The sequence below is a fragment of the Streptococcus sp. Marseille-P6264 genome, assembly GCF_902460355.1.
In the GTDB taxonomy this organism is placed as follows: domain Bacteria; phylum Bacillota; class Bacilli; order Lactobacillales; family Streptococcaceae; genus Streptococcus.
Genome location: NZ_CABPTO010000001.1, coordinates 227,962 through 253,124, shown reverse-complemented (window position 1 = coordinate 253,124; position 25,163 = coordinate 227,962). Strand labels below are relative to the sequence as shown.

At 42.4% G+C, this 25,163-nt stretch carries 27 protein-coding genes; 24 read left to right on the top strand and 3 right to left on the bottom strand.

Annotated features, from left to right (window positions below):
* Window positions 1-57 precede the first annotated feature (57 nt).
* The gene (locus FZ941_RS01355; protein ID WP_148886561.1) at window positions 58-444 is read left to right on the top strand and encodes a VOC family protein; all 387 of its coding nucleotides are present in this window, start codon (window positions 58-60) and stop codon (window positions 442-444) included.
* An 88-nt stretch (window positions 445-532) separates the two neighbouring features.
* A complete protein-coding gene (locus FZ941_RS01350) occupies window positions 533-1,930 on the top strand; it encodes a polysaccharide deacetylase family protein (RefSeq protein ID WP_148886560.1) in 1,398 nt (465 codons plus the stop codon).
* Between the two features lie 82 nt (window positions 1,931-2,012).
* On the opposite strand, the gene FZ941_RS01345 is transcribed toward FZ941_RS01350, so the two are convergent.
* Window positions 2,013-3,101 carry a DEAD/DEAH box helicase gene (locus FZ941_RS01345; RefSeq protein ID WP_316246067.1) on the bottom strand — a complete coding sequence of 363 codons (1,089 nt, stop codon included), beginning with the start codon at window positions 3,099-3,101 and terminating at the stop codon, window positions 2,013-2,015.
* Entirely contained in the window at window positions 3,094-4,074 is a 981-nt protein-coding gene (locus FZ941_RS01340; RefSeq protein WP_148886558.1) for a Gfo/Idh/MocA family protein, read from the bottom strand. The genes FZ941_RS01345 and FZ941_RS01340 overlap by 8 nt, the downstream gene beginning before the upstream one ends.
* A gap of 104 nt (window positions 4,075-4,178) precedes the next feature.
* Here FZ941_RS01340 and udk point away from each other — a divergent pair, with 104 nt between their 5' ends.
* From udk to FZ941_RS01240, 20 genes are all read left to right on the top strand, one after another.
* A complete protein-coding gene (gene udk / locus FZ941_RS01335; RefSeq protein ID WP_005591973.1) occupies window positions 4,179-4,814 on the top strand; it encodes a uridine kinase in 636 nt (211 codons plus the stop codon).
* A 40-nt stretch (window positions 4,815-4,854) separates the two neighbouring features.
* Entirely contained in the window at window positions 4,855-5,523 is a 669-nt protein-coding gene (locus FZ941_RS01330; RefSeq protein WP_148886557.1) for a YoaK family protein, read from the top strand.
* A gap of 60 nt (window positions 5,524-5,583) precedes the next feature.
* Window positions 5,584-6,258, top strand: coding sequence for a hypothetical protein (locus FZ941_RS01325; RefSeq protein WP_148886556.1), 675 nt, complete (start codon window positions 5,584-5,586; stop codon window positions 6,256-6,258).
* 65 nt (window positions 6,259-6,323) lie between these two features.
* Window positions 6,324-7,340 (top strand): hypothetical protein, encoded by a 1,017-nt coding sequence (locus FZ941_RS01320; protein WP_148886866.1) that lies wholly within the window; start codon window positions 6,324-6,326, stop codon window positions 7,338-7,340.
* Window positions 7,341-7,824: 484 nt separating this feature from the next.
* Window positions 7,825-9,390, top strand: a complete 1,566-nt coding sequence (locus FZ941_RS01315; RefSeq protein WP_148886555.1) for a 2-isopropylmalate synthase — start codon at window positions 7,825-7,827, stop codon at window positions 9,388-9,390.
* 12 nt (window positions 9,391-9,402) lie between these two features.
* On the top strand, window positions 9,403-10,440 hold the full coding sequence (gene leuB / locus FZ941_RS01310) for a 3-isopropylmalate dehydrogenase (protein WP_148886554.1): 1,038 nt from the start codon (window positions 9,403-9,405) through the stop codon (window positions 10,438-10,440).
* Window positions 10,437-10,703 (top strand): DUF1294 domain-containing protein, encoded by a 267-nt coding sequence (locus tag FZ941_RS01305; RefSeq protein WP_148886553.1) that lies wholly within the window; start codon window positions 10,437-10,439, stop codon window positions 10,701-10,703. Before leuB ends, FZ941_RS01305 begins: the two co-directional genes overlap by 4 nt.
* 1 nt (window position 10,704) lies before the next feature.
* The gene (leuC, locus tag FZ941_RS01300) at window positions 10,705-12,087 is read left to right on the top strand and encodes a 3-isopropylmalate dehydratase large subunit (protein ID WP_148886552.1); all 1,383 of its coding nucleotides are present in this window, start codon (window positions 10,705-10,707) and stop codon (window positions 12,085-12,087) included.
* Between the two features lie 9 nt (window positions 12,088-12,096).
* A complete protein-coding gene (leuD, locus tag FZ941_RS01295; RefSeq protein ID WP_148886551.1) occupies window positions 12,097-12,687 on the top strand; it encodes a 3-isopropylmalate dehydratase small subunit in 591 nt (196 codons plus the stop codon).
* Between the two features lie 99 nt (window positions 12,688-12,786).
* Window positions 12,787-13,566 carry an L-threonylcarbamoyladenylate synthase gene (locus FZ941_RS01290; protein ID WP_005590290.1) on the top strand — a complete coding sequence of 260 codons (780 nt, stop codon included), beginning with the start codon at window positions 12,787-12,789 and terminating at the stop codon, window positions 13,564-13,566.
* Between the two features lie 187 nt (window positions 13,567-13,753).
* Complete coding sequence (locus FZ941_RS01285; RefSeq protein WP_148886550.1) at window positions 13,754-14,203, top strand: MarR family winged helix-turn-helix transcriptional regulator; 450 nt, start codon at window positions 13,754-13,756, stop codon at window positions 14,201-14,203.
* Between the two features lie 17 nt (window positions 14,204-14,220).
* Window positions 14,221-15,075, top strand: coding sequence for an SDR family oxidoreductase (locus FZ941_RS01280; RefSeq protein ID WP_148886865.1), 855 nt, complete (start codon window positions 14,221-14,223; stop codon window positions 15,073-15,075).
* Complete coding sequence (locus FZ941_RS01275) at window positions 15,068-15,796, top strand: ABC transporter ATP-binding protein (RefSeq protein ID WP_148886549.1); 729 nt, start codon at window positions 15,068-15,070, stop codon at window positions 15,794-15,796. The genes FZ941_RS01280 and FZ941_RS01275 overlap by 8 nt, the downstream gene beginning before the upstream one ends.
* Window positions 15,789-17,309, top strand: coding sequence for an ABC transporter permease/substrate-binding protein (locus FZ941_RS01270; RefSeq protein WP_148886548.1), 1,521 nt, complete (start codon window positions 15,789-15,791; stop codon window positions 17,307-17,309). The genes FZ941_RS01275 and FZ941_RS01270 overlap by 8 nt, the downstream gene beginning before the upstream one ends.
* A 135-nt stretch (window positions 17,310-17,444) precedes the next feature.
* Complete coding sequence (locus tag FZ941_RS01265; protein ID WP_148886547.1) at window positions 17,445-17,762, top strand: TfoX/Sxy family protein; 318 nt, start codon at window positions 17,445-17,447, stop codon at window positions 17,760-17,762.
* Window positions 17,763-17,858: 96 nt separating this feature from the next.
* Window positions 17,859-18,524 carry a SatD family protein gene (locus FZ941_RS01260; protein WP_148886546.1) on the top strand — a complete coding sequence of 222 codons (666 nt, stop codon included), beginning with the start codon at window positions 17,859-17,861 and terminating at the stop codon, window positions 18,522-18,524.
* Window positions 18,521-19,258, top strand: coding sequence for a DUF3307 domain-containing protein (locus FZ941_RS01255; RefSeq protein WP_148886545.1), 738 nt, complete (start codon window positions 18,521-18,523; stop codon window positions 19,256-19,258). The genes FZ941_RS01260 and FZ941_RS01255 overlap by 4 nt, the downstream gene beginning before the upstream one ends.
* Window positions 19,259-19,332: 74 nt before the next feature.
* Window positions 19,333-19,914 (top strand): GrpB family protein, encoded by a 582-nt coding sequence (locus FZ941_RS01250; protein ID WP_148886544.1) that lies wholly within the window; start codon window positions 19,333-19,335, stop codon window positions 19,912-19,914.
* Window positions 19,915-20,121: 207 nt separating this feature from the next.
* Window positions 20,122-20,973, top strand: a complete 852-nt coding sequence (locus FZ941_RS01245) for an alpha/beta hydrolase (RefSeq protein ID WP_148886543.1) — start codon at window positions 20,122-20,124, stop codon at window positions 20,971-20,973.
* 169 nt (window positions 20,974-21,142) lie between these two features.
* Window positions 21,143-22,123, top strand: a complete 981-nt coding sequence (locus FZ941_RS01240) for a DUF1002 domain-containing protein (RefSeq protein ID WP_148886542.1) — start codon at window positions 21,143-21,145, stop codon at window positions 22,121-22,123.
* A gap of 60 nt (window positions 22,124-22,183) precedes the next feature.
* Here FZ941_RS01240 and guaA read toward each other — a convergent pair whose 3' ends face one another.
* Window positions 22,184-23,743 (bottom strand): glutamine-hydrolyzing GMP synthase, encoded by a 1,560-nt coding sequence (gene guaA, locus FZ941_RS01235; RefSeq protein ID WP_148886541.1) that lies wholly within the window; start codon window positions 23,741-23,743, stop codon window positions 22,184-22,186.
* Between the two features lie 240 nt (window positions 23,744-23,983).
* Between guaA and FZ941_RS01230 the strand changes: the two genes are divergently transcribed.
* Window positions 23,984-24,682 (top strand): GntR family transcriptional regulator, encoded by a 699-nt coding sequence (locus FZ941_RS01230; RefSeq protein ID WP_148886540.1) that lies wholly within the window; start codon window positions 23,984-23,986, stop codon window positions 24,680-24,682.
* A gap of 117 nt (window positions 24,683-24,799) precedes the next feature.
* Window positions 24,800-25,132, top strand: a complete 333-nt coding sequence (locus FZ941_RS01225; RefSeq protein ID WP_005590307.1) for a putative DNA-binding protein — start codon at window positions 24,800-24,802, stop codon at window positions 25,130-25,132.
* The last annotated feature ends 31 nt before the right edge of the window (window positions 25,133-25,163 follow it).

Here is a 25,163-nt window from a genome sequence, read left to right as displayed (position 1 = left end):
TTCAAATTTGACTGCTTTTACGGTATAATAAAAGAAAGAAATGAAAGAGGTACAACTATGACATCAAAAATGTTGCATACTTGTTTACGAGTGGAAAATTTAGAGGCTTCGATTGCCTTTTATGAAGATGCGTTTGGTTTTAAGGAATTGCGCCGCAAGGACTTTCCAGAACACGCTTTTACCATTGTTTATCTCGGTTTGGATGGCGATGATTATGAGCTTGAATTGACTTATAATTATGACCACGGACCTTATGTAATCGGTGATGGCTTTGCTCACATTGCTCTTAGCACGCCTGATTTGGAAGGTTTGCACGCTGAGCATGCTGCTAAGGGCTATGAAGTGACTGAGCCAAAAGGGCTGCCTGGAAATACACCGAATTATTATTTCATCAAAGACCCTGACGGCTACAAGGTCGAAGTGATTCGAGAAAAAAGTCTTTAAAAATAATTAAACTTGTATTTTAGCACTTGTAAGATACAAGTTTTTTAACATTAGAATCATTTTAGGACAATAGCTTAGGGGTTAATAGATGAAAAGACAACATAGAAAGAAGCGTAGACGAAAGTATAGACTGATTCTCAGTCTTCTGAATCTGCTTCTTTTAGGACTTCTTATTTTTGGTGGATTGCGAATCCATGAAATGTTTCAGGAAAGGGATTTCCAGCAAAAGGTTGCAGAAGTGATTGCCAAGGAAGAGCAAGAGCATGCTGACAATGCCGAAAAGCATGCTGGTAGGATTGGCAGCCATTATGTGGCAGCTTTTTATCCTCTTATGAATGGGCAGCCGCTTCAAAGTATCAAAGATAAAATGTTGCAGGACAGTCAGAGCATTTCAGATGACAAAAAGCAAAAGGAAAACTTGACTGCTTTGACCTTTTACTATACGGAAGAAAAGTCTACTAGTCTGGCCAATACTAAGGAAGTGGTCATCCAGCGAAAAGATTACAGTATCTCGAAAAGAGACATCAAGTCTGAGGAGGCAAGAGAAGTAGCCTCGACGTATATTAATCCAGAAGGTGCAGCGATCACTTTGGACAAGCTGTTTCAAAATCCAGAAGCTGCTAAGGAAATTTTCCTGAAGGAGTTGACCAGTCAGCTAACCTTTAGACAGGTGGAGGAAAGTCAGCAAACAGCAGCCTTAAATGCTCTCCGAGAAATAGAGTTGAGCCAGTGGAATTTTCATTACGAAGATAGTTTATTTTCCATTCGTCTGCCTAAAGAAATCAACGGTGTGTCGAGCGTGACGGTGCCTCTATCTAGTTTTTATGATCTAATTCGTCCGGAATATTTGCAGGGGGCTGATTTGGAAGCTTACCAGCAGTATGAAACAAAGCGGCATGAGAAAATGGTTGCCCTGACCTTTGACGACGGTCCCGACAGTAAGACGACCCCTCAGGCTTTGGAAATTCTAAAACGCTACAATGCCAAAGCAACCTTCTTTATGGTGGGACAAAATGTTGCTGCCAATCCAGAACTGGCGAAACGTGTTCTTGATGAAGGCCATCAGCTCGGCATCCATACATGGAGCCACCCAGATTTGACCAAGTTACCTCTGAATCAAGCCAAAAAAGAAATCCTAGATACTCAGGAAGCCATTTATAAGGCGACTGGTATCCGGCCTATGATTACAAGACCGCCTTATGGAGCCATCAACTCTACGGTTCAAAATGCTGTCGATCAGTCCTTTATCATGTGGAGCGTGGACAGTCTCGATTGGAAAACACACAATACAAAGGCTATTATGCAGGAAATCGTGAAAACCCAGCCAGGATCCATTATTCTCATGCATGATATTCATCAGACAACCATTGATGCCCTGCCAAGCGTTCTTGACTATCTGAAGAATAACGGCTATACCCTGGTGACAGTTGATGAACTGCTGGATAATCAGCTCCAGCCGCATCAGATTTACTATAGCCGAAATTAAGAAAAGCATAGGAAATGCAAGATTTCCAATGCTTTTTGCTTTACTATCATCAGATAAAACTATCGTTTACTGTGATTTTCACTCAAGGCTGAACATACAGTTCTTGTTTTTTCAAGATGATTTCGCGGACAGAGGCATATTTTTTGAGAGCTTTTAGTTCTTCTGGGTGGCTGATGAAGGTGATGGCATAGCCTTCCTTGCCCATGCGACCTGTTCGGCCAGAACGGTGGGTGTAGGTTTCCAGATCGCGCGGTACTTCGTAGTTGACTACGCATTCTAGAGAATCAATATCAATGCCACGGGCAACCAAGTCTGTCGCCAGCAAAAGCGTGATATCGTAATTTTTAAATTTTTCAAGAATAACCTTGCGGAATTTTACATTGACATCGCTGGCTAGGGAGACCGCACTAGCCCCTCGGTATTGAAGCTTTTCTTCGGCGCTGCCCAAATCTGACAGACTATTGAAAAAGACTAGCCCACGAAATTCTTCTACATTGGATAGCTTGCGCAAGAGTTCAACCTTGTCACGTTTTTCTACCTGCATATAGAAGTGCTGGATATTGTCCAAAGTCTGGTCGTCAATGCTGATGCGCAGAGTATTTTCAGCGATCTTCTCTTGGTCGAACTTAGCAGTAGCACTCATGTAAATCAGCTGGTGGTCCCGCGGTGCATAATGCAGAATCTTATCAACAAACGCATACTGGGAATCACTGAGAAGCTGGTCAAATTCATCTAGGATAATAGTATCAACATTCATCATCTTGATTTTCTTGAGCTTAATGAGCTCAAAAATCCGACCAGGTGTACCAATCAGTATCTCAGGACCTTTCTTTAGCCGCTCAATCTGCCTTTTCTGGCTATTGCCAGAGAGGAGGAGTTGACTGCTCAAGCCCAAAGGCTCCGCCCAAGATTTACAAACATCAAAAATCTGTCCCGCCAGCTCTGTATTTGGAGCTAAAATCAAAAGCTGCTGCGCTTTTTTAGGCTTCAATTTCAATAAGCTAGGAAAGAGATAGGCCAATGTCTTGCCCGTACCAGTTGGACTGATGCCTAGCACCGTTTCTCCCTGAGAAATGGGCTGGAATATCTTTTCTTGGATGGCAGTCAGTTCAGCAAAACCCAGCTGATCCAGCTGGTCCTGCCAAACTGTTGGAAATGTTTCTTTAATCATGGTCAACCTCAAATCTAATGCCAGCATCTTTTCTCATGGCAAACATGCACTCATGCACAGTAGCAGCAGCCTGCAGATAGTCGCTGTAAAGTTCTTCCTGGCCGCCTTTAAGGACACGAGCAAAAGCCTGGGCTTCTTCCAGCATTTGGTGGTCTGCTTGGCGGATAGCTAGACTTTCCGTCTCTCCATTGAGCTTTTGGAAAATGGCAGAGCGGATAAACTCGATACCGTCTAAGGTCAGAGTGCCTTGGTCCGTATAGATTTCAGCTGGCAGCTGGCTATGAATATTTTTTCCAGCTTGAATACGAACCTGAAAATCAGGATAAATAAGACTGCCTGAACCGTTAAGGTCAACGCCATTTGGCAGTTGTTGAGCTGTATAGCGGGTGTTTTGTGGTGCACCAAAGAGTCGGACAGCTGCATAAAGCGTGTAGACGCCCAGATCCATCAGAGCACCGCCTGAGAATTTAGCGGAAAAAACATTGGGCTCCTGTCCACTCAGCAGGGCTCCCATCTTGGAGGAGTATTTTGCATAGGTGAAGTTGGCTCCCCAGATTTTCTTGTCTTTTAGGAAGTCCTGAATGACTGCAAAAGCTGCTTCGTGGTAGTTTCTGGCTGCCTCAAAGATATAAACCTGATGCTCAGCTGCCAGCTTGACCAATTCTTGCCATTCTTCAGGCCTTGATACAGCCGGTTTTTCAACTATGACATGTTTTCGAGCCAAAATGGCTACCTTGGCATGGTTAAAGTGGAGGCTATTGGGACTGGCGATGTAAACCACATCTAGGTCGGCAGATAAGAATTCAATCATATCGGTGTAGAGGGCGACGTTTTTATAAGCCTGCGCAAAACGCTCTGCAGCACTCAAGGTTCGTGAGTAAACAGCTGTAAACTCATACTCACCACTCAATTGAGCTGCTTTGATAAACTCGTGGGAAATAGTTCCCGTACCGATGATACCGAGTCGTAACATACTTTCTCCTTTAAAATGATTTTCCTGAATTTTTCTTGATTCACCCTTTCATTATATCATGAATTAAGGTAAAATAGATAAGATAACAAGTAATGGAGAAAACAATGCAAAACAGACCTATTATTATCGGTGTTACAGGTGGATCTGGTGGGGGAAAAACCAGTGTATCTCGGGCTATTTTAGATCATTTTCCTAATGAGAAGATTTCCATGATTGAGCATGATTCATACTATAAGGATCAGTCTCATTTGACCTTTGAGGAGCGGGTTAAGACCAACTATGACCATCCTTTTGCTTTTGATACAGACTTGATGATTGAGCAGATCAAGGAGCTTTTGGCTGGCCGTCCAGTGGACATCCCGACCTATGACTATACGGAGCACACGCGCAGCAATAAAACCTATCGTCAGGAACCCCAGGATGTCTTCATTGTAGAGGGGATTTTGGTTTTGGAAGACCAACGCCTCCGCGATTTGATGGACATCAAGATTTTCGTTGATACTGATGATGATGTGCGGATTATTCGTCGGATTAAGAGGGACATGGAAGAACGTGGACGCAGTTTGGATAGTGTCATTGAGCAGTATCTGGGTGTCGTCAAGCCTATGTACCATCAGTTTATCGAGCCGACCAAGCGCTATGCGGATGTCATCATTCCAGAGGGCGCTTCTAATAAAGTTGCGATTGATTTGATTACCACCAAGATTGAAAAGATTTTGGAGGAAGCTAGAGAAGGATAGAAAGGAAGTCTGGTGTTACACTGGACTTTTTGGGTAAATTATGAGAAAGTTCGTCAAAAGAGAATTCCATTCTCGATCAAAGTTTTTTGCCTGTTTGTTGACCTTTTGCGCAGGTTTTGTGGATGCTTACACTTTTATGGAACGCGGGGGTACATTGGTTGCGGGCCAGACAGGAAACGTCGTCTTTTTGTCCGTTGAGCTGATTCATCACAAGACTGGAGAGATTGAAGTGAAACTGGCTACCATGCTGGCTTTTATGCTGGGGATCTTTCTGATAACCGTTTTCCGTTCCTTTTTTGAGCAGTCAATATGGCGAGTAAGTAGCATTTCACCAATGGTTCTCATCTGTACTCTGGTAGGTTTTATGCCAAGTACCGTGCCTAATATGCTGATTGTTCCTCCGATTGCTTTCTGTATGGGGGTCGTTGCCACAGCTTTTGGCGAAGTAGATGGCATAGTCTACAATAATTCCTTTATGACAGGAAATATCAAGAAAACAATGGTGGCTTTTGGAAATTTTGTGCGAACGAAGGAAAAACCATATTTGAAAGAGGGCATTTTCTTTGTTGCTTTGTTAGGAAGCTTTGTCATCGGAGCCATTATTTCGACCTATATGCTCCAATTTTACGCTTTACGAACCATTTGGATCGTTGCAGGAATTCTATTTACCTTCATGATGTTCCGCTTGGTTCAGTATGTACGAAGATAAAGACGAAATGGCTTAGGAAAGAAGAAGCCTTAGTTGTAATTTATTAAATAAATAAGAGAAATGAGAAAAATAATTTTTATTGGACAGAGCGATGATAAAACCGTCTACTATAACACACGAACAAAAGAGGCTTTGGTAGCTGATAAGAGTGTCTTGTTAAATACGGAAGGGGCAAGAAAATCGAATAGAGCCATTATTCCTTTGATTTTGCTTTTTGCATTATTTGGTGGAGGTACTGGAGTTGCGATTTTTTCTTTTGCTAGTCCATTTAGATTAAACGAGAGGATGATTCCAATCATTTTATTAGCCATATTTTTAGTTTTTGTTGGTAGTATTTATATGTTGGAAAAGGCCTTGTATAAAAATGTTCGATCCATAGTTTTAGCAAGCAAGGAACAGTTTAAAGATGCGGTGAATGGAAGTTTAATTTGGGAAGGTTTTTCTGATAAGAAGGCCACATTTGGTAAGATCTTCTTTTTCTTGTTTATTATATTGATTCTTCTATTTTGTGTGGGAATTGTAGGTATGTTTGGAATACCAGGAATGCTTATTCCTTATTATGACCATGATTGGTTTAATCTTTCATTATTATTTTCACCATTGGCAGGGGTGCTTCCAGCTGCGGTTGTGATTTCTCTATTCCAAAACAACCCTATTCGCTGGCTGTTAGCTGTGCGAAAATACGATAAGGGAGAAGTGGTTTTTGCCGAGGCAGTAGAGGAGGATGCGAATTGATAAAAAAGCCATCGATTGTTATCTATAAAAGATCAGCACTGGGATTACTTAGTCTATTTGGTTTAATGGTGGTGATCAGTTTTTTTAATATCTTCCTAGAAGACAATTGGTCAGCAAATCTTTTCTATTTCTTAGTAGCAGTTTCTTTATTGCTCACAGTAGGTTGGATGGCCTTTGCTTTTATGGGAAAAATCCAGCTTGATGGTCAATACTTGCTTGTTTTCCGAAATTTCAAATGCTATCGCTTTCCACTTTCTTCGGTTACATTTTACTTCGGCAAAAGCAGACATGCTTATCGTGGGAATTATGAATGGACTATATTTATTGTAGGGGAAGCCTTAACTAAAAACGGCGGAAGTCAAAAAGTGACTTTGAAATTGATTGGAAGTAAGCAGAAGAATCGTCAATTCCAGCAGTTTATTCAAGAACATCTGGAAGGGAAAGTACAGCCTCTGCCTAAGGAAGATTCGTGGAAACTGAACGCTTTTGGGCAGTTAGAGTTAATTGAAGAAGATGGGCATACAGAACCAAAGTCAGTATTGACAGTCACTAGGAAGTTATCTGATTTTATCGAATTTGGAGCAGATCAAGGAAATGTTAAAAAAACTGTGTTTTATGATATTAAGCGAAATGAGCTTTTTGTAGGGAAAAGTGTGCCTTTTCCAATGATTTTTCTACCAAGTGCTGGTTTTTCTTACGGCCTGTATATATTTACGGAGAATCTGACTGTACGAGGTTTGTTCCCTTTACTTTTTTCCTTCATTTTCATGCTTTTACTGACTCTTTACCAGTTTAAAAATAGAAGGGAGAAATCAGTAGTTGAAGTAGTGCCTTATGAGATGCCCATAGACTATTTTGCCACCCAAAAATCCAACGGTCTAAAAACCTATGCTCTCATTTTCCTCTTTGCCTTGATTTCAGCTGTTTTCTCTTGGCTTTATCTTCTATTTGGCAGTTTCCTACTTTTATTTTTGACGATTGTGATATGGTATTGTTTCTTGCTCTTACTCCTGTCTGGGCAATTTAAAAAAACCAAATATTTGAAAGTATTAGAAAAAGAAAAGGAATATAGAAATCAATGATTAGTGTGTTTAGAGAGCATATTCTATGATGATCTTTTTACTTTGCCATTTAGAAATTAAAAACATTCGATAATTATTATAGAGATTTGCGGCGTATAATTCTCTTCGAATGGGGAGGAATGACTGGTTAGCATTGTAATCAATATAATACTTGAAGAAGGAGGAGCTAACTTGCTCCTTTTTCGCATTTATAGTAATAAGACCGAAAAAAGATCCAGCATATTAAAAATTTTCAGAAAATATTGAATTATCTGTTGACAGCCCAATGATACTATGCTAAAATACTAGACAATAACATTTCAAAAGGAGTCAGTCAAACATGAAGTCAACCCAATATTCAAACTTTGCTTTGTTGTTGTGTTACTCGGGCTAGTGCGAAAGCATTAGTCCTGTTTGGCTTACCAAGCGGGAGTAAATCAACATCTCGCTTGGGTTTCTGAGCGAGATGTTTTTTTAAAACCATATTTGGAAAAGGGGTAATCTTATGCGTAAAGTTGAATTTTTTGATACAAGTCTTCGTGATGGGGAACAAACACCTGGTGTTAACTTCTCAATAAAGGAAAAAGTTTCCATTGCAAGACAGCTGGAGAAATGGGGAATTTCTGTAATTGAAGCTGGTTTTCCGGCTGCTAGTCCAGATTCATTTATAGCCGTTCAAGAAATTGCTAAAGCTATGAAAAAAACAGCAGTGACAGGATTAGCTCGTTCTGTAAAATCTGATATTGATGCTTGTTATGAGGCACTTAAGGATGCCAAGTATCCACAGATTCATGTCTTTATCGCTACCAGTCCGATTCACCGCAAGTATAAACTCAATAAGAGCAAGGAAGAGATTTTAGAAGCTATTAAGGAGCATGTTTCTTATGCACGTTCTAAGTTTGAGGTTGTCGAGTTCTCTCCTGAAGATGCGACTAGAACAGAGTTGGATTTCCTATTACAAGTCGTTCAAACAGCGGTCGATGCAGGTGCATCTTATATAAATATCCCTGACACAGTTGGCTTTACGACTCCAGAAGAGTTTGCACGCATCTTTGATCACTTGACTGAAAATATTAAATCAGATCATAAAGTTGTCTTTGGTGTCCACTGTCACGATGATCTCGGTATGGCAACTGCAAATACTTTGACAGCAATTAAACACGGTGCTGGACGTGTCCAGGGAACTATTAATGGTATCGGTGAACGCGCAGGTAATGTTGCTCTTGAAGAAGTAGCTGTTGCTTTGAAGATTCGTGAGGATTTCTTCCAAGCAACTAGTGATATTGTTTTGGATGAAACAATGAATACGTCAGAAATGGTTTCTCGCTTCTCTGGTATTCCAGTTCCTAAAAACAAGGCCGTTGTTGGTGGTAATGCCTTCTCTCACGAGTCTGGTATCCATCAGGATGGAGTCCTTAAAAATCCTCTCACTTATGAGATCATCACACCTGAATTGGTCGGTGTCAAGAGTAATAGTCTTCCGCTTGGAAAATTGTCTGGTCGCCATGCATTTGTAGAAAAACTAAGAGATTTGGCCCTAGACTTTACAGAAGAGGACATCAAACCACTCTTTGCTAAGTTCAAGGCGCTGGCTGATAAGAAACAAGAAATCACAGATGCAGATATTCGTGCTCTGGTAGCTGGAACCATGGTTGAAAACCCAGAAGGATTCCACTTTGATGATTTACAACTACAAACTTATGCAGATAATGACATCGAAGCAATCGTTAGCTTAGCTAATATGGATGGTGAGAAGGTCGAATTTAATGCGACAGGACAAGGTTCCGTTGAGGCTATCTTCAACGCTATCGACAAGTTCTTCAATCAATCTGTTCGCTTGGTGTCCTACACTATCGATGCGGTGACAGATGGGATTGATGCCCAGGCTCGGGTATTGGTGACTGTTGAAAACAGAGATACAGAGACCATCTTTAATGCAGCAGGGATTGATTTCGATGTACTGAAGGCTTCAGCTATTGCCTACATCAATGCCAATACCTATGTTCAAAAGGAGAATGCTGGTGAGATGGGACGAAGCGTTTCCTATCGCGATATGCCTGCAAATAATTAGAAGGAAGCGACTATGACAAAAGAAATTGTAGCTCTGGCGGGTGACGGTATCGGCCCAGAAATTATGGAAGCTGGTCTCCAAGTGCTGGCTGCTGTTGCGGACAAGTTCGGTTTTACTTATCATATCACGGAGAAAGCTTTTGGGGGTGATGGTATTGATGCGGAAGGTCATCCTCTGCCTCAATCAACTCTAGAAGCGGCTAAGGAGGCGGATGCTATTCTCCTAGCAGCTATCGGCAGTCCCCAGTATGATAATGCTCCAGTTCGTCCGGAGCAAGGCTTGCTGGCTCTGCGCAAGGAGCTTGAGCTCTATGCCAATATCCGCCCAGTTAAGATTTTCGATGCTCTTAAGCATTTGTCGCCCTTGAAGGCAGAGCGTATTGCTGGCGTGGACTTCGTGGTCGTGCGCGAGCTGACTGGTGGGATTTACTTTGGTGAGCATATTTTGGAGGATAAATCTGCGCGTGATATCAACGACTACAGCTATGAAGAGGTGGAGCGGATTGTCCGTAAGGCCTTTGACATTGCGCGTGGTCGCAGAAAGCTTGTGACCAGTATTGACAAGCAAAATGTGTTAGCAACATCCAAACTCTGGCGCAGAGTAGCTGATGAAGTGGCCAAGGATTATCCAGATGTGACTCTGGAGCACCAGCTTGTGGACAGCGCTGCTATGCTCATGATTACCAATCCTGCTAAGTTTGACGTTGTAGTAACGGAAAATCTATTTGGAGATATTCTCTCAGACGAGTCTAGTATCTTGTCAGGGACGCTGGGAGTTATGCCATCGGCCAGTCATTCGACTGCTGGGCCAAGTCTTTATGAGCCTATTCATGGCTCGGCTCCCGATATTGCGGGACAGGGTATTGCCAATCCGATCAGTATGATCCTTTCTGTAGCCATGATGCTGCGGGATAGTTTTGCAGAGCTAGAAGCTGCAGAGGCGATTGAAGCAGCAGTTGAGAAGACTTTGTCTCAAGGTATTTTAACCCGAGATCTGGGTGGTCAGGCTAGCACAGCTCAAATGACGGAGGCAATTATTAAGAACTTATGAAATGGATAGTAACAGGCATTTGCCTGCTATGGAACCTTGTCGTTTTCCTGCTTTATGGCTGGGATAAGCGAAAGGCTAAGAAAAATCACTACCGCATTCCAGAGAAAACCTTGCTCTTGTCAGCTCTTGCAGCCGGAGGTTTGGGCGCTTTATTAGGCGGTCGCCTCTTTCATCACAAGACCAGAAAATGGTATTTCTGGTTGGCTTGGATTTGTGGAATAATAGTGGAAATTGGAATTTTATATTACATATGGAGAAGCTAGTATGGCTGGAAAATCGATTTTTGATAAACTTTGGGACAGGCATGTGATCACAGGCCGAGAAGGTCAACCCCAGCTTATGTATGTGGATCAGCATTATATTCATGAAGTAACCAGCCCTCAGGCTTTTCAAGGTCTACGAGATGCAGGGCGCAAAGTTAGACGGCCGGACTTGACCTTTGGAACCTTTGACCATAATGTTCCTACGGTCAATATCTATGATATTCGGGATGTGATTTCCAAGGCTCAGATTGATAAGCTTTCTGAGAATGTCAAGGATTTTGGCATCGAGCATGCGGCTCACGGATCGGAACTGCAGGGGATTGTTCATATGGTTGGACCCGAAACGGGCAAGACTCAGCCGGGCAAATTCATTGTCTGCGGTGACAGTCACACGGCCACTCACGGAGCTTTTGGAGCTATCGCTTTTGGAATTGGTACTTCGGAGGTAGAGCACGTCTTTGCCACTCAAACGATCTGGCAGGTCAAGCCTAAGAAAATGTTGGTCAAATTTACTGGAGTGCCACCTAAAGGTGTTTATTCTAAAGACTTCATACTTGCTCTGATTGCCAAATACGGTGTAGCTGCAGGTGTTGGCTATGTGGTCGAGTATGCTGGTGATGCCATTGATCATTTGACCATGGAAGAGCGCATGACCATCTGCAATATGTCCATTGAGTTTGGCTCCAAGATGGGCATTATGAATCCTGACCAGAAGACCTATGATTACGTTCAAGGACGGCCGGGAGCACCTAAGGACTTTGAGGCGGCAGTGGCTGATTGGAAGACTCTGGTCAGTGATCCCGATGCTGTCTATGATAAGGTCATTGAGATGGATGTCTCCGAGTTGGCACCTATGGTGACTTGGGGAACCAATCCTGCTATGGGAGTAGAGTTCGGTGCAGCCTTCCCTGAAATCCGTGATATGAACGACGAGCGGGCCTATAATTACATGGATCTCTCGCCAGGCAAGAAAGCAGAAGATATTGACCTAGGTTATATCTTTATCGGCTCCTGCACTAATGCCAGACTCAGTGATTTGCAGCTGGCTGCTAAGTTTGTCGCTGGCAAGCATATCGCTCCCAATCTGACTGCTATCGTCGTACCAGGCTCTCGTCCAGTCAAGCGGGCTGCTGAAAAGATGGGACTGGATAAAATTTTTATGGATGCAGGCTTTGAGTGGCGTGATCCGGGTTGCTCCATGTGTCTGGGGATGAATCCAGACAAGGTGCCAGACGGAGTCCACTGTGCCTCGACCAGCAATCGGAACTTTGAGGATCGTCAGGGATTTGGTGCTAAGACTCATCTTTGCAGTCCTGCCATGGCAGCAGCGGCAGCCATTGCCGGGCACTTCGTAGACGTCCGCCAACTACCGGAGGTCCAGTAAGGAAGTTTTATGGAAAAATTTACAATCTACACGGGGACAACGGTTCCCCTCATGAATGACAATATCGATACGGACCAAATCTTGCCCAAGCAGTTTCTCAAGTTGATTGATAAAAAAGGTTTTGGCAAGTACCTCATGTACGCATGGCGCTATCTGGACAATCAGTACACCGAAGATCCTGATTTCGTCTTTAACAGACCGGAGTATCGCAAGGCGACTATTCTGATTACAGGGGACAATTTCGGTGCGGGTTCCTCTCGGGAGCACGCTGCCTGGGCCTTGGCTGACTATGGCTTTAAGGTAGTCATTGCCGGATCTTTCGGGGATATTCACTACAATAACGAGCTCAATAACGGCATGCTGCCGATCGTCCAGCCGCTCGAAGTACGGCAAGCCTTGGCTAATCTGAAGCCAATGGATAAAGTGACGGTGGATTTGGAGCAGCAGAAGATTTTTTCTCCGGTGGGAGAATTCTCCTTTGACATTGATGAAGAATGGAAGCACAAGCTCCTCAACGGTCTGGATGACATTGGCATTACACTCCAGTACGAGGATTTGATTACAGAATATGAAAAAAATCGTCCATCTTATTGGCAGTAACCTTATTTTTGCTATATTGAGAAAATTCTGAAAAAATCTTGTCTCCGATAAAAATATATGGTAAAATAAATCTTAATTTAATAGAAAAGGAAGAAACTTATGACAAAACACATTCAATGGAACGGAACTCTTTCACAAGAAGGCTATGACATCCTGAAAGGCGATGGCGGCTGTATCGTTTGCCCGACCAAGGTGGGTTACATCATTATGACTAGTGATAAGGCAGGTTTGGAGCGTAAGTTCGAAGCTAAGGCCCGTAACCGTAATAAGCCAGGTGTTGTCCTCTGTGGCAGTATGGATGAGCTTCGTGCTTTGGCGCAGCTAAATCCGGAAATTGAAGCTTTTTACCAAAAGCACTGGGATGAAGACATCCTCTTGGGTTGTATCCTTCCATGGAAGCCAGAAGCTTTTGAAAAGCTCAAAGCCTATGGCGACGGTCGGGAAGAGCTGATGACAGATGTTCGTGGCACGAGCTGTTTTGTTATTAAGTTTGGTAAGGCGGGCGAGCAGCTGGCAGCTAAGCTTTGGGAAGAAGGCAAGATGGTCTATGCATCCTCAGCCAACCCATCCGGTAAAGGAAACCGTGGCAAGGTCGAAGGAATTGGCGAGCGCATCGAAAACGCTGTTGACCTCGTCATTGAAGCAGATGACTATGTAGCCTCTATCCAGCCAGATAAGACCATCGAAACTCGTTACGAGCAAGGCGTTATGGTCTCCATGGTGGACAAGGATGGAAAACTGATTCCAGAACAAGGTGGCCAACGTTCCATCTCACCAGCACCAGTAGTCATCCGGAAAGGCTTGGACATTGACAAAATCATGATGCACCTGTCCGATACCTTTAACTCATGGGATTACCGTCAGGGTGAATATTACTAAGATAAAAAGAAGCCCAGTGTGAGAGAGGGATTACCTCTTTACACTGGGCTTTTTAGTTTGGAACTTTAAGTTTAAAATCTTTAGCCAGTTTAAAATTATTTCCAAATAGAACAAAATTCTTGACAGATGTAATACGTGGTGTTACAATTGATAAAAACAATTCGAGATAGAATAAAAAGGAGGCGAAATGAATAAGATGATAGGGGGCTACCAAGCTCTACAGATTCGTTTATTGAATGGGCGTATCTTTCAAAAACTATTGAGGAAGGAACCAGAAGCTCAATACAGAAGTGAACAAGGGAAAATTTTAACAGTGCTTTGGCAAACAGAAGATGGTAGAGCAACTGCTACGGATATCGCCCTTGCTTCAGGACTAGCTAACAATACCCTGACCAGCATGATTAAGAAGTTAGAAGACCAGGGCTTGGTTACTGTAAAAACTTGCACTCAAGATAAGAGAAGAAAATTTGTTAGTTTGACCGAATTGGGTTGGGCACAAAAGGAAATTGGGGATCGTGTTAGTAAAGAGTTGGGCGATATTTTCTACCAAGGCTTTTCGGATCAAGAAATCCGAGAATTTGAGGCTTATCAAGATCGAATTATCTCAAATCTAAAAGCTAAAGAAAATGAACTATAGTAGAAGGGAAAATGCTTATGATTGGAATTACGGGTGTAACAGGGAAATTAGGCTCCTATGTGGCTGATCTTGTCGATAAGAAAGGAATCGCTTCCGTCCATCTAGCACGAAGCCCTGAGCGGGCAAAAGTCTATGCGTCTGCGGAAATTCGTAAGATGGTGTATGCCAATACTCCAGAGGTGGTTGAGGCCTTAAAGGGGATCGATGTCTTGTTGATGGTCTCTGCTCGGGAAAATCCAGAGCGTGTTAAGGAACACAAGAGTTTTTTAGATGCCGTAAAGCTAGCGGGGATTCAGCATATCGTCTATACCTCATTTTATGGGGCAGATGAAAAGGCAACTTTTACCTTATCTCGGGATCATGCCCAGACGGAAGCTTATATCAAGGAGTTAGGATTCACCTACACTTTTCTAAGAGATAATTTTTACTTGGATTTATTTATTGATATTGCGCTTGAAAATGGAGAAATTCGTGGTCCGGCCAGCAGTGGCCTTGTGTCAGCTGTTGCTCGTAAGGACACATCTAGGGTTGCAGCTGAGATTCTCTTACATGCTAAGAAATGGGAAAATCAAACCTTGAATCTAACAGGACCAGAGGATCTTACTATGGAAGAGATTGCGACACTCCTTTCAAAAGCAACCAAACAACTAATCACCTATGTAGATGAATCAGTGGAAGAAGCCTATGAGTCACGGAAAAAATGGCCAGCACAAACTTGGGAGTACGATGCCTGGGTCAGTACCTATACAGCTATAAAAGTTGGGGAACAAGCTGGGGTTTCAACAGATATCGAAAAAGTACTAGGGTATCCAGCAAGTAGCATATTGGATATTCTTAGAGACAGAAAACTTATTGAGGAAGAACATGATTGAATATAAAAATGTAGCGCTACGCTATACAGAAAAAGATATCTTGAGAGATGTTAATTTACGGATTGAGAATGGAGAGTTCATGGTTTTAGTGGGGCCTTCTGGTTCCGGTAAGACAACTATGCTCAAGATGATCAACCGTCTTTTAGAGCCAACAGATGGCAACATCTATATGGATAATAAGAGAATCAAGGACTATGATGAGCGTGAGTTGCGCCTTTCTACAGGCTATGTCTTACAGGCTATTGCTCTCTTTCCCAATCTAACGGTTGCAGAAAATATTGCTCTCATTCCTGAGATGAAAGATTGGAGCAAGGCAGAGATTCAGCAGAAGACCGATGAATTGCTGGAGTTAGTAGGTTTGCCTGCTGAAGATTATGCTCAGCGTATGCCGAGTGAGCTGTCTGGTGGTGAGCAGCAGCGGGTGGGCATTGTCCGTGCCATTATTGCCCAACCCAAAATCCTGCTGATGGACGAGCCTTTTTCTGCTCTTGATGCTATCTCGCGTAAGCAATTGCAGAGCTTAACCAAGAGTATCCATGACCAGTTTGGGATGACGACAATCTTTGTGACCCATGATACGGATGAGGCCTTGAAATTGGGGAATCGGATTGCTGTTCTGCAGGACGGGGAGATTCGTCAAGTAGCGACACCTGGGGAAATCTTATCTGCACCTGCGACTAACTTCGTAGCAGATTTATTTGGAGGTGTTAAACATGACTAATTTAATTTCTACCTTTCAAGAGCGCTTTGGAGAATGGTTGACAGCCCTTGGTCAGCACCTCCAGCTCTCTCTTCTGACCTTACTAGTGGCCATCTTCCTGACTATTCCGCTCGCTATCTATCTCAATAGTCACAAAAAAGCGGCCAATTGGGTGCTGCAAATTGCAGGAATCTTTCAGACCATTCCTTCAATGGCTTTGCTGGGACTCTTTATCCCCCTTATGGGAATTGGCACACTGCCGGCACTGACTGCTCTGGTGATTTACGCCATTTTCCCGATTTTAGAAAATACTGTCACGGCTTTGAATGGGATTGATCCTAGTTTAGAAGAAGCTGGAATCGCCTTTGGGATGACCAAGTGGGAGCGACTCAAAAAGTTTGAACTGCCTCTAGCTATGCCCGTAATCGTGTCAGGAGTTCGGACGGCGACGGTAATGATTATCGGAACAGCGACTCTGGCAGCCCTTGTTGGAGCTGGTGGATTAGGTTCTTTTATCCTTCTAGGAATTGATCGTCGCAATGCCAGTCTAATCTTGATTGGAGCAATTTCATCTGCAGTTTTGGCTATTCTTTTCAATAGTCTCCTTAAATGGATGGAAAAGGCTAAGCTTCGGACGGTATTTACAGCTTTTGCTGTCTTAATCCTCGGCCTCGGTGCTTCTTACTCGCCGAGTCTCTTTCCCAAGCAGGAAAAGGATCATCTGGTTATAGCTGGGAAATTAGGTCCAGAGCCAGAAATTCTTATGAATATGTATAAACTCCTCATCGAGGAAAATACGGATATGACTGTGACAGTCAAGCCTAATTTTGGGAAGACCGACTTCCTTTATCAAGCTCTGAAAAAAGGCGATATTGATATCTATCCTGAGTTTACCGGTACGATTACTGGCACTCTCTTGCAGCCTGCTCCAAAGGTCAGCAATGATGCTGAAGAAGTTTTTGAAGCAGCACGTGATGGAATCAAAAAACAGGACAATCTAGTCTTGCTCAATCACATGGCTTATCAAAATACTTATGCCATTGCTGTACCTAAGAGTGTTGCAAAAGAATACAATCTTAAAACCATCTCTGATCTTAAAGCAGTCCAAGACAAGCTCAAGGCAGGGTTTACCTTGGAATTTAACGACCGTGAAGATGGGAACAAGGGACTTCAATCTGTCTATGGACTGAATCTCAATGTGTCAACCATGGAGCCAGCTCTTCGCTATGATGCGATTAAATCAGGCGCTATTCAGATTATGGAAGTCTATTCAACTGACCCTGAAATTGAGCGCTATCAACTTCAGATTTTAGAAGACGATAAACATCTTTTCCCTCCTTATCAAGGTGCGCCTCTCATGAAGGCTGAACTGCTAGAAAAACACCCTGAGTTGGAAGGTATTCTCAATAAGCTGGCTGGTAAAATTACAGAAAGCCAGATGAGCCAGATGAATTATCAAGTCGGCATTGAAGGCAAAAAAGCGGAAGCTGTCGCGCGTGATTATCTGGTCAAGGAAGGACTTTTGAAAAAATAAGAAATAAAAGTTAGACTCCTAAGGTCTAGCTTTTTTACTTGTTTTAGAATAGATAGACTGCAGATTAAAGAAGATACATCAGCAATCTTCATCCATTTTTGGTATAATAAAGTATCAATGTATGGAGGTGTTCCGATGGCATCTAGTCAAGAATATTTGGATTTTATCCTGAAGCAACTGGAGGGCTTAGGTCAAGAAATTAGCTTTCGCAAGATGATGGGGGAATATTTGCTCTATTATCGAGGTCGCTTATTCGGCGGGATTTATGACAATCGCTTTCTGCTCAAGCCAGTCGAGCCAGCTCTGGATTTTTTTGAAAATCCGGTTTATGAGTCTCCTTATCCAGGCGCAAAGCCAATGCTTCATATAGAAAAAATAGAAGATGCTGCCTTTCTCTGCAGTTTGATTGAAGCTGCCTATCCTGCCTTATCAGCACCTAAAAAGAAAAAATAGTCTTTCTGTTCCAATGGATATTTCTAAAATTTTCCGTTTTAATGGACATTTTAATAATTTTCCGTTATAATGGACTTAAAGGAGGTTTGATCAGCTATGCTTTATATTGCTCTTATTGGAGATTTGATCGAATCCAAACAGCTAAAAAACCGTAAGCAGGCGCAGAAGGACCTGCAGGACATGATGGCAGTGCTAAATCAGGATTATCAGGATTATTTGGTGTCGCCTTTCACGGTAACGACTGGAGATGAGTTTCAGGCTTTGCTGCGGCCAAATCCAGAGATCATGCAGCTCCTTGATCAGATTGCCTTGGGCTTTCCTCATCCGATTCGCTTCGGGCTTGGCCTGGGGGAGATTGTGACGGACATCAATCGGGAGCAGAGTATTGGTGCCGACGGTCCGGCCTACTGGAGGGCACGCGCAGCCATTGAGGCTATTCACGAGAAGAACGACTACGGCAGCAGCCGTATAGCTGTATCCTTGGAAGACGAAGAGCTCAGTCAGGCGGTTAATACGGTGCTGGCAGCTACTTCATTCATCCAGAGCAAGTGGAACACCAGTCAGAGAGAGGTTCTGGAGCGGATGCTCATGGAATATATCTATGACGAGAATTTTTCTCATGGGGAAATAGCAGAGCTGCTGCAGATTAGTCCCAGTGCGCTTAGTAAACGGCTCAAGTCGTCTGGACTGAAGATTTATCTGAGAAATCGTCGTTTAGCTATGAGAATGATTCTAAAAGCAGCAAAGGAGGCTGAACAATGACGAATTTTATGGGATTTTCAGAATTTTTCATGCAGAATCCGATTCTTGTATTGACTTTGCTGGCTCATGTGCTAGCTGATTTTCAGCTTCAAAGTCAGAAAATGGCCGACCTCAAAAGTCGGCGGCTAAATTTCTTAATTCTCCACTTGGGAATTGTTCTCTTGCCCCTGTTGCTCTTGGGGCTCATCTTACCTAATTATCTGCTATATTTCGCCTTGGTCTGGCTCAGCCATGCGCTTATTGACTTCTTGAAGAATAGGCTGAATTCATCGATTGTCCGCCATCATGCTCAAAAGTTTGCCTTTATACTGGATCAGGTCTTGCATCTGATTAGCATTTTTGCTCTTTATTTTCTCTTAGGGCAGCAGAAAATTTCAGCTCCTAATTGGCTGTCTGAGCGCTACCTCATGCTACAGGCTCTCTTTTTCTTCGCCCTTACTGGTAAGCCGGTTAATATCCTCTTTAAACTCTTCTTCAGCAAGTATCAGGCCGGAGAAGACAGCGGAGAGACTATTGCGGGGGCTGGTGCCATGATTGGGATTTTGGAGCGCTTGATTATGGGACTTTCCCTTATTTTCAGGCAGTTTACTGCCATTGGGTTAGTTTTTACAGCTAAATCTATTGCCCGCTATAATAAGATCTCAGAAAGCCAGTCTTTTGCAGAATACTATCTGATCGGTTCACTTTTTAGCATGATCAGCGTTTTACTGACTTATGGCTTGCTTTATTGGTAATAAAAACTGAGGCTGGGATAGGATTCCCAGTCTTTACTCTAATTCTCATTTGATACAAGGTAAGGAGAAGTCACATGGCAAAAGCCCTAGAAGATATGTCTTTAGAAGAATTATGGCAGTTGTTCCCGATTTTCTTAGAGGAGCACAATAAGGACTGGCCAGCTTGGTATAAGGAGGAAAGCAGAAGAATACAAAGTTTTTTGCCAGCAAATCAGTTGTATGAAATGCACCATATTGGCTCCACATCTATTGAGGGGATATGGGCTAAGCCGATTATTGACATTCTTTTAGAAATTCCTCGAAGTGAAGATATGGGGAGCATCAAGAGAGAATTGCTGGAGCATGGCTACCTGCTTATGTCAGAGTCAGAAGGCCGCATGTCTTTTAATAAGGGCTATACACTGCAAGGTTTTGCGGAGCGCGTTTTCCACTTGCATCTGCGCTACCATGGAGACCATGATGAACTCTATTTCCGAGACTATCTGAAAGATCATCCAGCTGTCGCTAAAGACTACGAGCAGTTAAAATTAATCTTACGGAAAAAGCACGAGCACAATCGTGATGCCTATACAGAAGCTAAAACTGATTTCATCAGGCAGTACACGCAAAAATCCAAAAAGCTTTATAAGAGAAGGTATGACGACAAGCTGACCTAACCAGGAAGTCCTGCAAATCCACTATATTTCGTTTTAATTAGAGCAAAGAACTCGGATAGTTGCCTTGATTCGTTATAATACGTATTTATAATCACAAGTTTCAAATTAAATAATATGATATGGTTTAAATTGAAATATAAGTCCTTTATTTGTCTACAAATACCAGAAATGTTATAATACTAATCTATACAAGATGGGAGGTGGAAAATGAGAAAACGGTCTATTATCGCACTCTCAACTTTTCTGTTTATTGTTCTTATCACTTTATTTCTAGTGCCGAAGCTACAAACAAGAGAGTTAAATAGTAGAGACTATATTCAGTCAAGGACTCCGACCTTGTTTTTCCATGGTTATGGCTCAAGTGCTAATGCTGAAAAGCATATGGTAGAGGCAGCCAGACAAGCTGGAGTTACTCAAACCATCATCACAGCTACAGTTGATAGTCATGCTCAAGTAACCTTTAAAGGAGATATACCAAAAGATGCTATCAATCCAATTGTCATGGTTGAGTTCAAAGACAATCGAAATCCCGATTATGCTCAGGACGGAGAATATGCAGCAGCAGTTGTTCGAAAGTTGCAAGCAAAATATGCTTTCAAAAAGATGAATTTTGTCGCGCATTCTATGGGGAATATGTCTATTTTATTTTACCTATTAGAGCACGCTCAGAATGAAGAATTTCCACAGTTACAAAAACAGGTAAATATCGCCAATCATGTCAATGGTTTGGAGGGGATGGATCTACCAGCTAGCTTGACCATTCTAGACAACCATACAGGGCAGCCTAGCGCCATGAGTGATAGCTATCAAAAACTTCTGGGCTTGCGCGAAATTTATCCGCAAGATCAAGTGGATGTTCTCAATATCTATGGAGATTTTAAAAATCAATCAGATGGTTCTGTTTTAAACGTTTCTTCTCGCAGTCTCAAGTATCTTGTAATCGACAATGCCAAGTCCTATCAGGAAAAAAGAGTGACTGGCCCTCTGGCTCAACATAGCCAGCTGCATGAAAATCCAGAAGTAGATCGATTATTGATTGATTTTCTTTGGGGCAAATGATTTTAAGAAAAGCAGGCTATTCTTCGTCTGTAAGAAAACTTTAAGCATTTTATACTATTTTGTTCTATGGAAAGTTTTCCTTTCCTGATTTAATGCGACAGCGCAATACGCTGATTATAATCGAAGCTTCTCTAAAACCTTATTGTTTAGAGATAGATTGAGGAGTAAAATGAAATTTAAGAAAACATTACTGACAGCAGGAGCTCTAGTAGCTACTCTCTTTACCGTATCTACAGCAACTGCTGACACAAACGTTCAAAAAGTCATTGACGAAACTTATGTTCAGCCTGAGTATGTCTTGGGCTATTCCTTGGATGACAGCCAAAAAGAGCAAACACTTCAGCTCTTAGGCTACAATGCATCGAGTGATTCTAAACCTCTGAAAACAATGACACCTGATGTCTATTCAAAGATTATGAATGTAGCAAATGATCCTAGTTTGCAGCTATATTCTTCTGTTAAGATTAAGAAGTTGGGCAACAAGAAGCCGCTTCAAGTTAAGATTGTTACGCCGCAAAATATCACCAAGGTTACAGAGGATATGTATCGCAATGCAGCAGTCACCTTGGGCGTACAGCATGCAGAAATTACAGTAGCAGCACCTATCCCTGTGACTGGAGAAAGTGCCCTAGCTGGTATTTATTACTCGCTGGAGGAAAATGGAGCTAGCGTTCCTCAGGAAAATAAAGACTTGGCTCAGGAAGAATTAGCCGCACTTTCAAATATCAACGCTGAGAACCAAGGTAAGGAAGGCTACGATGCCGATAAGCTGAATGTGGCACTGACAGATATTAAAACAGCTGTTGCTAATGCTAAAAAGAATAACAGCAATTTGACCGAAGCTGATGTCCGTAAAATCGTTGAAGAAACACTGAAAAACTACGGTCTCAGCAGTTCAGTCACAGCTGACCAAATTAATCTGATTATTAACTTTGCAGTCAATCTTTCAAACAGTGGAGTCATCACAAATTCTGATTTCACAAAGACGCTCACCGACTTAAAAAACAGTATTGTTTCAAAGGCTGGCGACACATTCAATAATATCAACCTTAACTTTGATGCAAACGGACTTCTTGAAGATGGCGGTAATTTCTTTAGCAATATCTGGAATGCAATCGTCAATTTCTTTAAGGGCCTGCTAGGTCAATAAGACTGTCTTTAAAATATAACTAAAAAACCAGCTAGATTCTAGCTGGTTTTTGCATATTTCTTATTCCCACTCCACAGTTGCAGGTGGTTTACTTGTGATATCGTAGACGATACGGTTGACGTGATCTACTTCGTTGACGATACGGACAGAGATCTTTTGCAGAACTTCCCAAGGGATCTTGGCAAAGTCAGCTGTCATACCATCGATAGAAGTAATAGCGCGAATGGCAATTGTGTAGTCGTAAGTCCGACCGTCGCCCATAACACCTACTGAACGAACGCCTGTATTGACAGTGAAGTATTGCCAGATGTCTCGGTCAAGACCAGCCTTGGCGATTTCTTCGCGGAGGATAGCGTCCGATTCGCGGACAGTTTCTAATTTTTCCTCAGTGATTTCACCCATGACACGGATAGCAAGCCCAGGACCTGGGAATGGTTGGCGCCAGACAATTTCATCAGGCATACCAAGCTCTGTACCCAAAGCGCGCACTTCATCCTTGTAAAGTGTATTTAGAGGTTCAATCAACTCAAACTGCATATCTTCTGGCAGACCACCAACATTGTGGTGAGACTTGATAGTTTGAGCAGTGTCAGTACCAGATTCGATAACGTCAGTATAAAGTGTACCTTGAGCCAAGAATTTCACATCTTTCAGCTTGCTAGCTTCATCGTCAAAGACATAAACAAACTCGTTTCCAATGATTTTACGTTTTTGCTCTGGATCAGATACGCCAGCAAGTTTGTCAAGGAAACGCTTAGCTGCGTCCGCTTTGACGATATTAAGACCAAACTTGCCACCTAGCATCTCCATAACTTGATCAGCTTCGCCTTTACGCAAAAGACCGTGATCTACAAAGATACAGATCAATTGATCGCCGATAGCTTTCTGCAAGAGGACACCTACGACAGAAGAGTCAACACCACCTGATAGACCGAGCAGGACACGCTTGTCACCGACTGTTTTACGGATTTTTTGAATCTGCATATCGATGAAGTTATCCATAGACCAGTCGCCCTTAGCGCCACAGATATTGAGAGCAAAATTGCGCAGAATATCGTAACCGTACTCAGAATGACGAACCTCAGGGTGGAATTGAATTCCGTAGATTTTCTTGTCAGGATTTTCAATAGATGCAAAAGGACAGTCTGCAGATGTACCAGTGCGGACAAAGTCTGCAGGAATCTCTGTCACCGCATCACCGTGGCTCATCAGGACAAGCTGCTCTTCTGGTGTGCTTTCAAAGAGAGGAGAAGTAGTACGTGTTAGTTTTGATTGTCCATATTCACGATTACCGGCATCACCTGCTGGCACCACCTTCCCGCCCAATTTATGAGTCAAAAGCTGCATACCATAGCAAATCCCCAAAATTGGGATCCCCAACTCAAAAATCTCTGGGTCAATATCAAATGAATCTTCTTCATAAACTGAGTTAGGTCCACCTGAAAGGATAATCCCGACAGGACGGATAGCACGAACTTCATCCGCTGTGATCTTGTGGCTCTTGAGTTCAGAAAATACACCAATTTCACGGATACGGCGTGAAATCAGCTGGTTGTACTGGCTGCCGTAATCAAGCACGATGATTTTTTCAACATCTTGCAATTCAGTTGTAGTTGTCATCTTTTCCCTTTCTTAAAAGAAGTAATCTTTTCCCCTCATTTTATCACAAAAATCGAATTTTTCCAAGGTAATAAGACTAGCTGCAAGTAAAAATAACTGAAAGTAAGGGCATTTGCTCTGAAAATTGATAATAAAATAAGATTTCCCCACATTGATTGATATTTAGTTTGACATTTAAACTAATTGATAATACAATAAATGTATAAAAAAGCTGCTTAAAATCAGAAAAGAGGACCATGGATGTTACCTGCTTATGTGAAAATACATGATCAAATAAAAAAAGATATTGACGAGGGTATTTGGGAGATTGGCGAGCGTTTGCCAAGCGAACGTGATCTTGCTGAAACTTTCGAGGTCAGCAGAATGACCCTACGCCAAGCGATCACTCTCTTGGTCGAAGAGGGAGTTCTTGAGCGTCGAGTCGGCAGCGGGACTTATGTCGCAAGTACACGCGTTCAGGAAAAAATGCGTGGAACAACTAGTTTTACAGAAATTATGAAGTCTCAAGGGAAAGTACCGTCCAGCCAGCTGATTTCTTACCGTCGGACGCTACCTAGCGAGCGAGAAGTCGAGAAGTTGGGCATCCATAAGACAGAGAACATCATCCGCATGGAACGGGTTCGCTACGCTGACGATATCCCCGTAGTCTATGAAGTTGCCTCGATTCCAGAGAAATTTATAAAGAATTTCAAAAAAGAAGAAGTGACCAGCCATTTCTTTCAAACTCTACAGGAGCATGGGTATAAAATTGGCAAGTCCCAACAGACCATTTACGCCCGTTTGGCCAAGGAGAAAATCGCTAAATACCTAGGAATTCCCCGTGGTCATGCCATTTTAGGCTTGACACAAGTTTCTTATTTTGATGATGGAACGGCCTTTGAGTACGTAAAAAGCCAGTATGTCGGCGAACGCTTTGAATTTTATTTAGAAAACAAATAATTACATAACTTAAATTATGTTATAAAAACTGTCGATCGGCAGTTTTTTTATAATTCTCTATTTTCAAACATACCGAAAGAGTGGAGTTTAAAGGGATTATTTGGTATAATATTCTTTATGGAAATTGAAAAAACAAATCGAATGAACGCTCTGTTTGAGTTTTATGCGGCTTTGCTGACCGACAAGCAGATGAACTATATTGAGCTCTACTATGCAGATGATTACAGCCTTGCTGAAATTGCCGAAGAGTTTAATGTAAGCCGCCAAGCTGTCTATGACAATATCAAGCGGACAGAGAAAATTCTGGAAGACTACGAAATGAAACTACACATGTACTCTGACTATATCGTCAGAAGTCAGATTTTCGATCAGATTATGGAGAAATACCCTGATGATCCCTATTTGCAGGAGCAACTTGCGGTTTTGTCCAGCATTGATAACCGAGAATAAAACGGCTAGAAACCTGTCCATTTCCATCATT

Coding starts and splice junctions, on each gene's coding strand:
- FZ941_RS01355 (WP_148886561.1), top strand. CDS start 58: ATGACATCAAAAATGTTGCATACTTGTTTACGAGTGGAAAATTTAGAG.
- FZ941_RS01350 (WP_148886560.1), top strand. CDS start 533: ATGAAAAGACAACATAGAAAGAAGCGTAGACGAAAGTATAGACTGATT.
- FZ941_RS01345 (WP_316246067.1), bottom strand. CDS start 3,101: ATGATTAAAGAAACATTTCCAACAGTTTGGCAGGACCAGCTGGATCAG.
- FZ941_RS01340 (WP_148886558.1), bottom strand. CDS start 4,074: ATGTTACGACTCGGTATCATCGGTACGGGAACTATTTCCCACGAGTTT.
- udk (WP_005591973.1), top strand. CDS start 4,179: ATGCAAAACAGACCTATTATTATCGGTGTTACAGGTGGATCTGGTGGG.
- FZ941_RS01330 (WP_148886557.1), top strand. CDS start 4,855: ATGAGAAAGTTCGTCAAAAGAGAATTCCATTCTCGATCAAAGTTTTTT.
- FZ941_RS01325 (WP_148886556.1), top strand. CDS start 5,584: ATGAGAAAAATAATTTTTATTGGACAGAGCGATGATAAAACCGTCTAC.
- FZ941_RS01320 (WP_148886866.1), top strand. CDS start 6,324: ATGGTGGTGATCAGTTTTTTTAATATCTTCCTAGAAGACAATTGGTCA.
- FZ941_RS01315 (WP_148886555.1), top strand. CDS start 7,825: ATGCGTAAAGTTGAATTTTTTGATACAAGTCTTCGTGATGGGGAACAA.
- leuB (WP_148886554.1), top strand. CDS start 9,403: ATGACAAAAGAAATTGTAGCTCTGGCGGGTGACGGTATCGGCCCAGAA.
- FZ941_RS01305 (WP_148886553.1), top strand. CDS start 10,437: ATGAAATGGATAGTAACAGGCATTTGCCTGCTATGGAACCTTGTCGTT.
- leuC (WP_148886552.1), top strand. CDS start 10,705: ATGGCTGGAAAATCGATTTTTGATAAACTTTGGGACAGGCATGTGATC.
- leuD (WP_148886551.1), top strand. CDS start 12,097: ATGGAAAAATTTACAATCTACACGGGGACAACGGTTCCCCTCATGAAT.
- FZ941_RS01290 (WP_005590290.1), top strand. CDS start 12,787: ATGACAAAACACATTCAATGGAACGGAACTCTTTCACAAGAAGGCTAT.
- FZ941_RS01285 (WP_148886550.1), top strand. CDS start 13,754: ATGAATAAGATGATAGGGGGCTACCAAGCTCTACAGATTCGTTTATTG.
- FZ941_RS01280 (WP_148886865.1), top strand. CDS start 14,221: ATGATTGGAATTACGGGTGTAACAGGGAAATTAGGCTCCTATGTGGCT.
- FZ941_RS01275 (WP_148886549.1), top strand. CDS start 15,068: ATGATTGAATATAAAAATGTAGCGCTACGCTATACAGAAAAAGATATC.
- FZ941_RS01270 (WP_148886548.1), top strand. CDS start 15,789: ATGACTAATTTAATTTCTACCTTTCAAGAGCGCTTTGGAGAATGGTTG.
- FZ941_RS01265 (WP_148886547.1), top strand. CDS start 17,445: ATGGCATCTAGTCAAGAATATTTGGATTTTATCCTGAAGCAACTGGAG.
- FZ941_RS01260 (WP_148886546.1), top strand. CDS start 17,859: ATGCTTTATATTGCTCTTATTGGAGATTTGATCGAATCCAAACAGCTA.
- FZ941_RS01255 (WP_148886545.1), top strand. CDS start 18,521: ATGACGAATTTTATGGGATTTTCAGAATTTTTCATGCAGAATCCGATT.
- FZ941_RS01250 (WP_148886544.1), top strand. CDS start 19,333: ATGGCAAAAGCCCTAGAAGATATGTCTTTAGAAGAATTATGGCAGTTG.
- FZ941_RS01245 (WP_148886543.1), top strand. CDS start 20,122: ATGAGAAAACGGTCTATTATCGCACTCTCAACTTTTCTGTTTATTGTT.
- FZ941_RS01240 (WP_148886542.1), top strand. CDS start 21,143: ATGAAATTTAAGAAAACATTACTGACAGCAGGAGCTCTAGTAGCTACT.
- guaA (WP_148886541.1), bottom strand. CDS start 23,743: ATGACAACTACAACTGAATTGCAAGATGTTGAAAAAATCATCGTGCTT.
- FZ941_RS01230 (WP_148886540.1), top strand. CDS start 23,984: ATGTTACCTGCTTATGTGAAAATACATGATCAAATAAAAAAAGATATT.
- FZ941_RS01225 (WP_005590307.1), top strand. CDS start 24,800: ATGGAAATTGAAAAAACAAATCGAATGAACGCTCTGTTTGAGTTTTAT.